This is a genomic window from Burkholderia sp. SRS-25, from assembly GCF_004343765.1.
Classification (GTDB): domain Bacteria; phylum Pseudomonadota; class Gammaproteobacteria; order Burkholderiales; family Burkholderiaceae; genus Burkholderia; species Burkholderia contaminans.
The window spans coordinates 231,560-244,155 of sequence record NZ_PTXM01000009.1; the positions used below are offsets into that span (position 1 = coordinate 231,560).

Consider the following 12,596-nt stretch of genomic DNA (forward strand, 5'->3'; position numbering starts at 1 on the left):
CGGTTACTGTCTGCAAATGTCGTCGGATTACCGGGTTTTCCTGTTTTTCCGTACGTTGCAATGCGGTAATGGCGTCATGCGGCCACGAACGGTCGTTGGACTGCTGCCCGTAGATTGGCGATAATCCGGACTACCAAAACGATAGGTATTTCGAAATGGCTGCTTCCCTCACGGCGTTGGCGTCGCATGGTATTCGACTCGAACTGAACACCTATGGGTCAGCGGGCGGCGAAGCCGATGTTCGGCAATGAAGCGGATAGACCACCTCGAGGAGATCATTCGAGACTCATTCGGTCTTTGGATCACAGGCCTCTTCGACTCAATCAGACACTGGAATCCAACCTTTTCATTTGACGAATACAAGGCCGCGTTTTTTGACGTAGTCAGGCAATTGTTAGATGACGGTAAGATCATGTTCATCGCTCCAGGAGCAGACTGCTATATATCTCCTGCGAATCCACGTCCCCGATATACCATCTACGATCGAGATGCCCAGTGGCACGAGACGCCCGAAGAAATTATTCGCCAGCTCCGGGTTCAATGGCCGAGTCACGTGTGTGATGCAAACGATGTAGAGCTGACTGTCTATTTCTACACGATCCCAGGCGTAATCTGGGTCGGCGAGGGCGGAAAACTATACGCCTCATAGAGAGCCAATAGACTGTTGAATGACCGCTCCCAGAAAACACGAGGGCCTGTTCCGGATCGCAATGAAGACGGGTCATCCGTCCCAGTGCGGCCAGGAAGCGACGTTTCGACGTAGCAATCGTACGCCCACGTATGGACGGTCATGCCTGTTGCATCATGCCCAAGCAGTCAAGCACTGCATGAGTCTGGCCGCCGCTGCTGTAAGCCAATTATTTTGGCGTCTGATACATTCAGTTGGAATCCGTTTCGGGGATACGTCATGAAGCTTCGTACCGTGTATTTGAAGGTGAGTGATATGAGGAAGTCCACTTCTTTCTGGGAGCGACTTCTCGGATATGAACCGCTTAAGCAGTCCGACAAGTGGGCTGAATTCATGATCGGCACAATCAGACTGGGCCTTTTGTTAAACGATTTTGGAGATGAGATAAAAGGTAGCAGCTCCGTGCCTGTATTTGAGTTCGAAGAGAATGCGCTTCACGAATTCGTGAAGCGGGCAACAGAAAACGGAGCCTCCGTCGTGATGGACGGATTGAAGATCGAGTCCATGAAAAGCATCGTATTGAGCAGCCCGGACGGACACGAGTTCGAGCTTTGCATGTGCCGCAACTAACCAACAGCTTTGCAGTTCGTCGGATGCCGTACGAACGACCGCTTGCCGGCGACGAAGGGCCGTTGAAAGTGCCGCGACGAATGTCGCTCCGGGCCGTTCATACCCGTTCGCGTCGCCCAACACCTGCCATTCGCGCCCGCGAAATCCCCCGGTTTTTACCGCTGCGATCATCTGCATGAACTCATGCGTTGCACGACGTCTGCCCTTGACCGCAACCACGGCGACGGCGCCCCGTGGCGTGACATCTTCATCTCGATCGACGGCTCACGACGCGCTGCGTCGCGTCCGCCGCAGCTGCAGCCACAGTGCCGATATCAGGAAATAGGCGGCGCCTACCGCCGCGTAGCCCGCGATCTTCACGATGGCGGGCGGCATGGACGCATGACTTTGGGCGATGAACAGCACGCCCGCGAGCGCGGATTGCGCGCCGCTCAGGATCATCGCCCACTGCGCGCCGACCTGTTTCCAGCGGCGCAGCGCCGTGCCGAGCTGCAGTCCGCCGGAAAGAATCGCCCAGATGCCGAACACCGTGAGCACCGCGTGCATGCCGGCATTCAAAGCCGGAAAAACCGCCAGCGTCGTGGCGGCGCTGATCGCGACGTTGACCGCCTGGGTGCGGTTCGTCGCCGCTCCGCCGCTGCGGGCGAGGTCGACGAAATTGGCGAGCGCATCCCAGGCCGGATAAACGATCAGCAGGATCGCCGCGCCGGCCGCGCTCTGCCGGCCGACGGAGAATGCCAGCGCGACCCAGAGCAGCGAGAATATCGCCCGGGAAAAGTAATACCGTTTCAGCCATTGTGCGTCGGCAGGGGCACGGAATTCGGTGGAGTGGTCAGCCATTTGCATTCCTTCGTATATCGGATCGTCGTTCCGGCCGGCGTGCAGCGTGTCCGTCGTGCCGACCGGATTTCCGGTGCACCGAGTATCGCGATCGTCGCGGTCGCCCGCCATCGGTCAGATGTCCGATGGCGAAGGCGCGCCCGCGCGCGCCCCGGGCAGCGGCCGACATCGCTTCGGGCCGGGTGCGGCACGCGGCCGATCCGCACGCGCACGCGCATGCACGGCGCGACGTCGTCGCGTATGATCGTTTTCCCGTTCTCGTGAATGCCCGCCCCCCCATCCGATGCCCGACGCCGAAGCCCGTCACGCCCCGCTGCGCATATTCGACGCCGTACGCGCGCTGGCCTTCATCGGCGATCTCAGCATGGGGCAGCCGACCGATCATTCGTTGCGCACCGGCTGGCTGGCGGCACAGCTCGCGCACGCGGCGGGATTCGACGCGTCGGTGTGCGACACGGCTCGCGAAGTGGCGCTGTTGCGCTGGTCGGGCTGTACCGCGAACGCCGCGGGTTTCGCTCAGGCGTTCGGCGACGATGTCGCGATCCGTGCCGCCATGCTCGAGAACCGGCCCGGTCTCGCCGAAGCGGTCGGCCGCGTCGGCGCCGCGATGATCCCGCTCGCGCAAATCCATTGCGAAGTGTCGGGCGAAGTGGCGCGAATACTAGGCCTCTCCAACGCCACGGAAACCGCGCTGCGGCACATTTTCGAAAGCTGGGACGGCAACGGGCTGCCCGCACGGCTCGCGCGGGAACAGGTGCCGGCCGCCGTGTCGATCGTCACGCTCGCGGGCGATCTCGACGTATTCAGCCGCACGTACGGCATCGAGCAGGCCATCGAATGGATCGGGCAACGCGCGGGCGCACGCTATCCGAGCGCGCTCGTCGAGGCGGCCGCGCACGACGCCGCGCGCTGGCTCGCAGCGCTCGATCACCTGTCGCCCGACGGTCTCGATGCCGCATTGGCCACGCCCGATATGCAAGGCGCGACCTCCGCCGAATTGATCGCGGACGTCATCGATCTGAAACTGCCGTGGATGACGGGGTTCTCGCGTTCGGTCGCCGTCACGGCGGCCGCGTGTTACGAGCGCCTGTCGCCGGATGCAGCCGTGCGCGAACGCGTCTACCGCGCCGGGCTGATTCATGGCATCGGCAGGGCCGCGGTGCCGAACGATGTGTGGAACCTGCCGACGCAACTGCCTGCAAGCGCATGGGAAAAGGTGCGGCTCGTGCCGTACTGGACGGAGCGCGCCGGCAGGCAGACCGGCGCGCTCGGTGAAGCCGCGGTGCTGGCGTCGTATGCGTACGAGCGGCAGGACGGTTCCGGTTATTTTCGCGGCGTGCGCGATGCGGCGCTGACGCTGGAAGCGCGCGTACTCGCGGCATCGCTGGCGTGGGTCGCGTTGCGCTCGGCGCGCCCGTGGCGGGCGGCGCTCAGCGATGCGGCCGCCGCCGGCCAATTGCAGGAAGAAGCGGCGCGCGGCCGGCTATGCGGCGACGTGGTCGCGGCGCTCGTCACGGGTGGCGCGCCAGCGGCCCGGCGCATGGCCGCTCGCGGGTCGCACGACGGCCCGCGCCTGTCGCCACGGGAAATCGACGTACTGCGGGCCATCTCCCGAGGGGCGAGCAACAAGCAGGTCGCGCAGGCGCTCTCGATGAGTCCGAGCACGGTGCGCACCCATGTCGAGAAGGCGTTTCGCAAGCTCGAATGCTCGACACGCGCCGCGGCGACGCTCAAGGCATCGGCGATGGGGTTGCTCTGACGCGAGGCGCGACGCACGATGCGCGATGCACGATGCATGACGCACGGCGCGCGATGCACATACGCTTCCGTGCGTGCGTGCGTGCGTGCGTGCGTGCGTACATACGTACGTCGACGCACGCCCCGGCCGACATGAGGTTCGAGGTTCGCCGGTCCTGCCGTGTACGTCGTGAATCAAAAATCGCGTTACGCCGTTCAGGCCCCCCAGTCGTTCGTCGGTCCCCCGCAACCGGCAGCATTCATTCGACGCCCGAGAACACATCCGTGATGTAGCGATCGGGCGCGATATCGGTGAACGCGTCGATATCGGCCATGACGTCGGCCGTCCCCGCGGACGCGAACGCGGCGTTGAGCGCTGCCCGATCCGTGAAGCGGCACATGGCCACGACGGCCACCTCGCTGTCCTGCCGTGCGGGGAAGAACGCGTCGACGGATTCGAGCCCGTACGGTTTCCACGACTTTTCCACCAGAGGAATGTGCTGCTCGACGTAGTAGCGGGCATCGAATCGCGCACCCGTCGCGCGGCGATAGGAAACGACGAAAACCATGAGAAACCTCCGGGTTGGACGGATGCAACGTTGAATGTCGATACGGGCGATCTCGGGCGATCACGGTCGTTTGCGCGCGGGGCCGAATGCCGGCTGGCCGGCGGAGCGCACCGACGACGGCGCGGCCGGTGCACGCGCGAGGGAGATGCCCAGCGCGGCGCCGACGGCGAGGAACACCGAGATAGACAGGAGTGCGACGATAAACGCGTGTGCAATGGCCGCCGGATCCTGGCGCGCGCCCAGAACCGTATAGAAAATCCCGCCGATGATCGCGACGCTGAGCGACGTGCTGACCTGCAGCGTCGAGCTGGCGATACCGGCGATCATCCCCGACACCGCGGGTGCGACGCGCCCCGTCACCATGCGCATCAGCGTCGGCAGCGCGAGACCTTGTCCGAACCCGATCACGAAGAGCGCGGCGGCGAGCGGCACGGACGCGAGCGGCATCCCGGTCGGCGTCGTGTCGATCAGGCAGGCGAGTCCGACGAGCCCCACGATCTCGAGGCCGATGCCGAGCGGATTCACATAAGCGCCGATCGCACGCGTGCACAACGGCGTCGACAGCGGGCCGAGCAGAAACCCGACGCCGAACGGCAAGAACACGAGGCCCGCGCTCAACGCGTCGACGTGCAACGCATTCTGCAGATACACCGAGAACAGCAGGAAGAACGCGCCGATCGAGTACAGCAACAGCGCGATCAGCAACGCGCGGCCGAGCCCCGGTGCGCGCAGTGCGGCCGGATCGAGCAGCGGTGCGCCGCCGTGGCGGCCCAGCCGACTCTCGTAACGCCAGAAGCCCCACGCGAGTGCCGGCGCGGCGATCAGCGAGGCCCGGGCCCACACGGGCCAGCCCGCCTCGCGCCCTTCGATCAGTGGCACGATCAACGCGCCGAGCGTCAGCATCGACAGCGCGGTGCCGCCGAGGTCGAGCTTGCGCGCATGCTGCGCACGCGTTTCCTTCAACAGCGGAATGCCGAACACGACGACCAGCATCGCCAGCGGCAGGTTGACGAGGAAGATCGTCCGCCAGCCCAGGTTCAACAGGTTCAGCGAGATCAGGATCCCGCCCAGCGCCTGCCCGATCACGGCCGCGAGGCCGAAGACCGCGCCATACAGGCTGAGCGCGAGCGGCTTTTCCGATTCGGGGAAGATCGCCTGGATCGACGCGAGCGCCTGCGGCGCCATGATCGCGGCCGTCACACCCTGCAACGCTCGCCCGGCGACGAGCATCCCCGGCGAACCTGCGAGGCCGCACAGCGTCGAGGCGATGGCAAAGCCGATCAACCCGAGGAAAAACACGCGGCCGCGACCGTACAGGTCGCCCAGCCGCCCGCCGGTGATCAGCGTGACCGCGTACAGGCCGGCATACGACGAAATCACCAGTTGCTCGGCGGACGACGACGCGCCCAGCTCCGCGCGAATCGACGGGAGCGCGACATTGACGATGAAGAAATCCAGCGGTGGCAGGAACGCGCCGACGAGCAGCACCGCAAACATGGCCCACCGACGCGGGTCGGGCGATACAGGATCATTCCGTGACATGAACGGCTCTCCATACGGAACCAATCAGTTCCAAATTGGGTAAAAAAATTTCAATCGAGAAAACGCATCGTGCGGTCGACCAGCGCGAGCATGTCGGCTTCGGACACGCCGGTCTTGCCCAGCACGCGCATCCCCTCGACCTGGCAGACGAGCAAGCGCGCCAGCACCTGCTCGTCCTGCTCGGCGATCTCGCCGCTTGCCTGGCCGCGCACGATCGCGCCGGCATAGAGCTGCTGCAAGCGGCGGAACATGCGCCCGGTACGCTCTGCGACATCGGGGTCGCGGGCGGCGAGTTCCGTGGTCATCGCGACCGCGAGACAGCCGCGCCGGCCCGCCTCGCCGACGGACAGGCGGGCATAGCGCAGCAGCGAGTCGCGAATGGCCTCTTTCACGGTGCCGGGTTGCGACAGGATGTCCGCGGTTGCCTTGAGCCCGTCGGCCATATACAGGTCGAGCGCCGCCAGCAGCAGCGCCTTCTTGTCGCCGAAGGCCTTGTACAGGCTGCCGCGCGACAAGCCGGTGCCGGCCATCAGGTCGGGCAGGGACGCGCCTTCGTACCCGTGATCCCAGAAGACGGCCATCGCGTCGCGCGCGGCATCTTCAAGTTCGAATTCGCGCGGGCGGCCCACGCCAGCGGGATTTGCCATTGATCGGTTTCGCAAACGATGCGGTGTCCAGGAATGGATCGCATTATATGGACCGATCGGTTCCTATGTCAATGCACGTTTTCGGGCCGGGCAGCGCGATGCCGCCCTCGCGGACGGCGCGCGCCCGCCCGGTCAATCCAGCCCGCCCTGGCACAGATACTTGATCGACAGGTAATCGTCGAGCCCGTAGCGCGAGCCTTCGCGGCCGTAGCCCGATTCCTTCACGCCGCCGAACGGCGCGGCCTCGCTCGCGAGCGCGCCTTCGTTGATCCCGACGATGCCGGTTTCGAGCCGCGCCGACACGCGCGCGATGCGCCGCAGGTCCTGCGTGTAGAAATACGCGGCGAGGCCGAACGGCGTGTCGTTCGCGGCGTCGACGGCGTCGTCCTCGGTGTCGAACCGGAACAGCGGCGCCACCGGGCCGAACGTTTCCTCGCACGTGAGCTGCATGTCGGCGCTCGCGTCGGCGAGCACCGTCGGCGCGTAGAAGTTCGGGCCCAGCTCGGTGAGGCGCTTGCCGCCCGTCAGCACGCGCGCGCCGCGCTCGACGGCATCGCCGACGTGCCGCGCGATCTTGTCGACCGCCCGCGCGTTGATCATCGGGCCGATCTGCGCGGCCGGGTCGGTCGCCGGCGCGACCTTCAGCGCGGCGACGCGCGCCGCGAGCTTCGCGGCGAACGCGTCGTACACGCCGGCCTGCACGTAGATGCGGTTCGGCGATACGCACGTCTGCCCGCCATTGCGGAATTTCGCGGCCATCAGCCCGTCGACCGCGGCATCGAGCTCGGCATCGTCGAACACGATGAACGGCGCATTGCCGCCCAATTCGAGCGAAAGCTTCTTCAGCGTCGCGGCCGAATCGCGCGCGAGCAGCTTGCCGACGGCCGTCGAGCCGGTGAACGTGATCTTGCGCACGCGGCTGTCGGCAAGCCAGTCGGCGGCCGCGTCGATGCCGCGCTCGCGCGACGCCGTGATCAGGTTCAGCACGCCCGCCGGCACGCCGGCTTCCTGCGCGAGGAACGCGAGCGCGAGCGCGGTGAGCGGCGTGTCCTCCGCGGGCTTCGCGACGACCGTGCAGCCGGCCGCGAGCGCCGGCGCGATCTTGCGCGCGATCATCGCGAGCGGGAAGTTCCACGGCGTGATCGCCGCGACGACACCGATCGGCTCCTTCACCGCACTCAGCCGCTTGCCGCGCTGCTGCTGCGGAATGATGTCGCCGTACGTGCGCGTCGCTTCCTCGGCGAACCACAGCACGTACGACGCGCCGTACGCGACTTCGCCGCGCGCTTCCGCAAGCGGCTTGCCCTGTTCGCGCGACATCAGCTTCGCGAGATCGTCGGTATTCGCGACGATTGCCGCGTGCCATGCTCGCAGGATCGCCGCGCGGTCGCGAGCGGGCGTCGCGCGCCAGGCGGGCAGTGCGCGTACCGCCGCATCGGTCGCCGCGCGCGCGTCGGCGGCGCCGCTGTCGGGTGCATGGGCAACGGTGTCGAGCCGTGCCGGATCGGTCACGGCGAAACGGCTGCCGTCGAGCGCGTCGCGCCACGTGCCGTCGATCAGGTTGGCGGAGCGCAGGAGTTCGGTGCGGGTCAGCGAAAGCGGCATGGCAAGTCCTTGGATGAAGCGGTTCGGCGACGACGGCGGTGCGGCAGGCGCGCGACTCCCCCTTACGGACAGCGAAGCTGCCGTATTCGCGGGTGCCGCGCGCGGTGCGTCAGTGACGTTCGCCGAACAGCGATTCGAGCGGGTAGTGCCGTTTGACGAACGGCGACTTGATGATCACGTAACTGAAATACTTCTCGATGCCGATGTTCTGCTCGAGCAGCCCTTCGACGATCGTCTGGTAATGGCTCACGCTGCGCGTGATGAACTTCAGCAGATAGTCGTAGCCGCCGCTCGCGAGGTGGCATTCGACGATCTCGTCGACGTTGCGGATCGCCGCGACGAAGCGGTCGAAATCCTCGCGTCGATGGTCGGCCAGCGTGACTTCGGTGAACACGACCTGCACGTCGCCGAGTTTCTCGAGCTGGATGTGCGCGCCGTAGCCGCCGATGTAGCCGGCCTTCTCGAGCCGCTTCACGCGGATCAGGCATGGACTCGGCGACAGCCCGACCGCGTCGGCCAGTTCGACGTTGGTCATGCGGCCGCGCTTCTGCAACTGGGAGAGGATGCGCAGGTCGATGCGATCCAGCTTGCTGTCCGTCATGTTCACGTGAGTCGGGAGTCGGAAAAATGGAATGTCCGGTTACTTTAGAGTCGAAAGATATCCGCCACAAGTCCGGCTTTCCCTCGGCCCGTCAGGCCGGCTGCGCGTGCGCGGCATCGAGCGCGCGCTGCACGCCCGCGTCGGCCAGCACGTCGTCGAGCGTCTTGCGCACGCGTTCGAACAGCAGGTCGAACTCGCCCGCGGTGAAGCTCAGCGCCGGCGCGAAGCCGAGCACGCCGTCGCCGAACGCGCGGAAGATGATGCCGTTCGCATAGGCGGCCACCGCGATCTTGTCGGGCACGTTCAGCGCCGGATCGAAGCGCGTCTTGTGCGCCTTGTCGGTGACCAGTTCGAGCGCGCCGAGCAGGCCGACCGAGCGTGCGTCGCCGACGAGCGGATGCGCGCGCAGCGCGTCGAGGCCGGCGGCAAAGCGGGGCGCCATCGCCTGGCCGTTCGCGAGCAGCCCGCCTTCGTGATAGAGCTTCAGCACCTCGAGGCCGATCGCCGCGCTCACCGGATGCGCGGAATACGTATGCCCGTGGCCGACCGCGGCCGACTCGGTGCGGCTGCCCGCGATCCCTTCGTAGATCTCGTCGGACATCAGCACCGCGCCCATCGGCGCATAGCCGGCGGTCAGCCCCTTCGCGACGGTCATCAGGTCCGGATCGACCTGTTCGGCTTCGCAGGCGAACAGCGGCCCCGTGCGGCCGAAGCCGGTGATCACCTCGTCGGCGACGAACAGGATGCCGAGGCGCCGGCACGCGTCGCGCATCGCCTTCAGCCAGCCGGCCGGCGGCACGATCACGCCGCCGGAGCCCTGCACGGGTTCGCAGAAGAACGCGGCGACGTTGTCCGCGCCGAGTTCGGCGACCTTCGCTTCGAGCGCGGCGACCGACGCGGCGATCAGCGCCTGCGGATCGTCGCCGAGCGGGTTGCGGTACGGGTACGGCGACGGAATATGGTGCTGGTCCGCACGCGGCAGGTCGAAATGGCGATGGAACGCCGGCAGCGCGGTGAGGCCGGCGCCGATCGACGACGAGCCGTGATAGCCGCGTTCCAGCGCGATCATGTGCTTTTTCGACGGGCGGCCGGTTGCGTTGAAATAGTGCGTGATGAAGCGCACCGCGGAGTCGACCGCGTCCGAGCCGCCGAGCGTGAAGTACACGCGATTCAGCGACGGCGGCGCAAGCGCGGCGAGCCGCTCGGCGAGCTCGATCGCGGGCTGCGAACCGAAATGGAAATAGCCGGTTGCGTACGGCAGCCTGGCCATCTGGTCGGCGGCGGCTTTCACGATGCTGTCGCGGCCGTAGCCGACGTTCACGCACCACAGGCCCGAGAACGCGTCGAGCAGCGTATGGCCGGCGGCATCGCGCAGGAATACGCCTTCCGCGGATTCGAGCACGGTGACGCCGCGCGCCTCGTGCGTACGGTAGTTGACGACGGGGTGGATCAGGTGTTGACGATCAGCTTCGATCAGCGCGGCTTGGTTCATGGCAGGCGGGACTCTCGTCAGGTGTCAGCGGTGAGGTCATGCTACCGGGCGACCCGTGCGCATGCGTTTTCAATTTGCGGCCCGAAACGTACGCACGCGGCGTTTGCACGGGGCGCTTCGGCATTTTCTGCTGCGCGCCCCGTGCGGCCGGACATGGACGTCAGTAGCCGCGCGCGCGATCGACGACGCCGATCATCGGCTGTCCCGCGCGATGGCGGGCGAGGTTCGCGAGCACCGCATCGACCGCGGTGTCGGGGCGCGTCGCGCTCGCGATGTGCGGCGTGATGCGAATGCGCGGATGGGCCCAGAACGGATGGCCGGCCGGCAACGGTTCGGGGTCCGTGACGTCGAGGATCGCGCTGTCGACGCGGCCGCTCGCGAGTGCCGCGAGTAGCGCGGCTGCATCCAGTTGCGGCCCGCGCCCCACTTGCACGAGCGACGCGCCGGCCGGCAACGCGTCGAACACGCGCGCGCCGAGCAGGCCGCGCGTGTCGTCGGTGAGCGGCAGCAGGCAGATCAGGATGTCGGTGCGCGCCAGGAATGCGTCGAGCGCCGCATCGCCCGCGTAGCAGTCGATGCCGTCGAGCGTGCGCGGCGTGCGGCTCCAGCCGGCGCACGGGAAACCGAAACGCCGCAGCGTGTCGAGCACGGCCTGGCCGAGCGTGCCGAGGCCGAGCACGCCGATGCGCCGCGACGCGGCCGCGCGCACCGGTTTCTCGTGCCACACCTGCTCGCGCTGCTGCGCCGCATAGTCGAACAGGTCGCGATGGATCGTCAGCACGGCCTGCGTCACGTATTCGACCATCCCTTCGACGATGCCCGGCTCGATCATCCGCACGACCGGGATGTGCGCGGGCACGCGCGACAGGTCGAACTGGTCGATGCCGGCGCCGACGGAGAACACGACTTCGAGATTCGGCAGCAGCGCGGCCGGGTCGTCCGGCGGCTGCCAGGCGGCGAGGTAGCGGACGGCCGCGGCATCGCCGATGTCCGGCCAGATCCGGAACGGCAGATCGGGCGCGCGTTGCGCGAAGCGCGCAGCCCACTGCGCGCCGCGCACGGGGTCGGCCTTGTACAGGAAGCTCATCGTCGTGCCCCTCAGCCGAGCGCCTGGCTCACGATCGCGAACGCGCGCAGCGCCGGATCACCCACCGGCACGGCGCCGCGCGCCATCGCGACGACGGTATCGACGCGCGGCAGCCCGAGGCCCTCCAGCCAGTCGGACAGCCCGCTGTCGCTGGGCAAGTCGAGCCGCACGAACATCCCTTCGTTCAGCGCGAGCCAGTGGCTGATCAGCGCCTGCGCGCGCCGCGCATCCGGCGCGATCACCGGGCCGATCACATGGCCGCGGCCGAAGCGGCGGAACAGCGCGAAGCCGAGCAGCTCGCCGTCGCGATCGAGCGCGATGCCGTTCGCGACGTCGAGCAGCGCGTCGGTCACCGCGCCGCGTTCGTAGCCGGCCGCACGCGTGGCGAGCGCGGCGAGGCGCGGCCCGTCGTTGGTGCCGAGCGGGCGCAGGCGCTCGCCGGGCGGCAGCGAGATCAGCGGCGGCCGGAACGCCGCGCCCTGGTGCTGGTCGATCGTATCGATCGGCTCGAATCCGAACGCCGCGTACAGCGGCTCGCGTTCCGGCATCGCATGCAGAAAGACGGTGCGCGTGCCGAAGCTGTCGAGCGCACGGGCGAGCAGTTCGCGATCGATCCCGCCGTCCGCGCGCTCGGGCGACACGATCAGCATGCCGAGCGCCGCGTGCGCTTCGCCGAGACGCCAGCCGAGCGCGGTACCCACGACGCCGGTCTCGTCTTCGGCCACGAAGCCGCCGCCGAGCTGGAGCACGAAACGCCAGTCCTCGAGCCGGTGCGGCCACTTGACCGCCTCCGACAGTCGATGGGCGGCGGGCAGGTCGCTTTCGGCGAACGGGCGATAGGTGAGCGTGCGGGAAGGGTTGAGGTCGGACACGCCGGACTCCGGATGGGTGGAAATGACGCATTCACTCTGCCAGCGCGGTTGCGGCGCGGATAGGACGATTCGCCTGTTTTCGGGCGCCGACGGGCGCGCCCGCGAGATCGACGCAAACCCATTCGTTCGACGCGGACGAACGCGCCGATCGTGCCGGCGCGGCCGATCAATTCCACCACGCCTGCTGTGGGAACGCCTCTACGATCAATGCACGGCGGCGCTGCCGCCCGCCGGAGGGCCGCACCGGCAGGCGAGCGCGCCGCGGTAGCGTGGCGCCACCGGCCGGCCTCGCCGCGCCGCGCCCGATCGCACCGCAGATCGTGCTGCATGCGCCGGGCAACTTGCG

Annotated in this window: 11 protein-coding genes; 2 read left to right on the forward strand and 9 right to left on the reverse strand. The window is 67.2% G+C overall.

Going from position 1 to position 12,596, the window contains the following annotated elements:
• Nucleotides 1–907 precede the first annotated feature (907 nt).
• On the forward strand, nucleotides 908–1,258 hold the full coding sequence (locus tag C5O79_RS14590) for a VOC family protein (RefSeq protein WP_122478661.1): 351 nt from the start codon (nucleotides 908–910) through the stop codon (nucleotides 1,256–1,258).
• A 264-nt stretch (nucleotides 1,259–1,522) separates the two neighbouring features.
• Here C5O79_RS14590 and C5O79_RS14595 read toward each other — a convergent pair whose 3' ends face one another.
• Entirely contained in the window at nucleotides 1,523–2,098 is a 576-nt protein-coding gene (locus C5O79_RS14595) for a DUF308 domain-containing protein (RefSeq protein ID WP_122479091.1), read from the reverse strand.
• A gap of 283 nt (nucleotides 2,099–2,381) precedes the next feature.
• Between C5O79_RS14595 and C5O79_RS14600 the strand changes: the two genes are divergently transcribed.
• On the forward strand, nucleotides 2,382–3,857 hold the full coding sequence (locus C5O79_RS14600; protein ID WP_124648638.1) for an HD domain-containing phosphohydrolase: 1,476 nt from the start codon (nucleotides 2,382–2,384) through the stop codon (nucleotides 3,855–3,857).
• A 238-nt stretch (nucleotides 3,858–4,095) separates the two neighbouring features.
• Here the strand turns inward: C5O79_RS14600 and C5O79_RS14605 are convergent, their stop codons facing one another.
• The 8 genes from C5O79_RS14605 to C5O79_RS14640 form a co-directional block, all read right to left on the reverse strand.
• On the reverse strand, nucleotides 4,096–4,404 hold the full coding sequence (locus tag C5O79_RS14605; protein ID WP_131931422.1) for an EthD family reductase: 309 nt from the start codon (nucleotides 4,402–4,404) through the stop codon (nucleotides 4,096–4,098).
• A 60-nt stretch (nucleotides 4,405–4,464) separates the two neighbouring features.
• Nucleotides 4,465–5,946, reverse strand: a complete 1,482-nt coding sequence (locus C5O79_RS14610; protein WP_124472586.1) for an MFS transporter — start codon at nucleotides 5,944–5,946, stop codon at nucleotides 4,465–4,467.
• A 50-nt stretch (nucleotides 5,947–5,996) separates the two neighbouring features.
• Nucleotides 5,997–6,593 carry a TetR family transcriptional regulator gene (locus C5O79_RS14615; protein WP_124493394.1) on the reverse strand — a complete coding sequence of 199 codons (597 nt, stop codon included), beginning with the start codon at nucleotides 6,591–6,593 and terminating at the stop codon, nucleotides 5,997–5,999.
• 132 nt (nucleotides 6,594–6,725) lie between these two features.
• Nucleotides 6,726–8,198, reverse strand: a complete 1,473-nt coding sequence (locus tag C5O79_RS14620) for an NAD-dependent succinate-semialdehyde dehydrogenase (RefSeq protein WP_046546519.1) — start codon at nucleotides 8,196–8,198, stop codon at nucleotides 6,726–6,728.
• A gap of 109 nt (nucleotides 8,199–8,307) precedes the next feature.
• Nucleotides 8,308–8,799, reverse strand: coding sequence for a winged helix-turn-helix transcriptional regulator (locus tag C5O79_RS14625; protein WP_006749694.1), 492 nt, complete (start codon nucleotides 8,797–8,799; stop codon nucleotides 8,308–8,310).
• Between the two features lie 91 nt (nucleotides 8,800–8,890).
• Entirely contained in the window at nucleotides 8,891–10,291 is a 1,401-nt protein-coding gene (locus C5O79_RS14630; RefSeq protein WP_122478672.1) for an aspartate aminotransferase family protein, read from the reverse strand.
• A 160-nt stretch (nucleotides 10,292–10,451) separates the two neighbouring features.
• The gene (locus tag C5O79_RS14635; protein ID WP_105815628.1) at nucleotides 10,452–11,378 is read right to left on the reverse strand and encodes a glyoxylate/hydroxypyruvate reductase A; all 927 of its coding nucleotides are present in this window, start codon (nucleotides 11,376–11,378) and stop codon (nucleotides 10,452–10,454) included.
• Between the two features lie 11 nt (nucleotides 11,379–11,389).
• Nucleotides 11,390–12,250 (reverse strand): GNAT family N-acetyltransferase, encoded by an 861-nt coding sequence (locus C5O79_RS14640; protein WP_046546522.1) that lies wholly within the window; start codon nucleotides 12,248–12,250, stop codon nucleotides 11,390–11,392.
• Between the last annotated feature and the right edge of the window lie 346 nt (nucleotides 12,251–12,596).

What these genes read in the sequence shown, in the direction of transcription:
- C5O79_RS14635 (WP_105815628.1), bottom strand. Translation starts at nt 11,378, where the DNA reads ATGAGCTTCCTGTACAAGGCCGACCCCGTGCGCGGCGCGCAGTGGGCT.
- C5O79_RS14630 (WP_122478672.1), bottom strand. Translation starts at nt 10,291, where the DNA reads ATGAACCAAGCCGCGCTGATCGAAGCTGATCGTCAACACCTGATCCAC.
- C5O79_RS14600 (WP_124648638.1), top strand. Translation starts at nt 2,382, where the DNA reads ATGCCCGACGCCGAAGCCCGTCACGCCCCGCTGCGCATATTCGACGCC.
- C5O79_RS14595 (WP_122479091.1), bottom strand. Translation starts at nt 2,098, where the DNA reads ATGGCTGACCACTCCACCGAATTCCGTGCCCCTGCCGACGCACAATGG.
- C5O79_RS14625 (WP_006749694.1), bottom strand. Translation starts at nt 8,799, where the DNA reads ATGACGGACAGCAAGCTGGATCGCATCGACCTGCGCATCCTCTCCCAG.
- C5O79_RS14610 (WP_124472586.1), bottom strand. Translation starts at nt 5,946, where the DNA reads ATGTCACGGAATGATCCTGTATCGCCCGACCCGCGTCGGTGGGCCATG.
- C5O79_RS14605 (WP_131931422.1), bottom strand. Translation starts at nt 4,404, where the DNA reads ATGGTTTTCGTCGTTTCCTATCGCCGCGCGACGGGTGCGCGATTCGAT.
- C5O79_RS14620 (WP_046546519.1), bottom strand. Translation starts at nt 8,198, where the DNA reads ATGCCGCTTTCGCTGACCCGCACCGAACTCCTGCGCTCCGCCAACCTG.
- C5O79_RS14590 (WP_122478661.1), top strand. Translation starts at nt 908, where the DNA reads ATGAAGCTTCGTACCGTGTATTTGAAGGTGAGTGATATGAGGAAGTCC.
- C5O79_RS14615 (WP_124493394.1), bottom strand. Translation starts at nt 6,593, where the DNA reads ATGGCAAATCCCGCTGGCGTGGGCCGCCCGCGCGAATTCGAACTTGAA.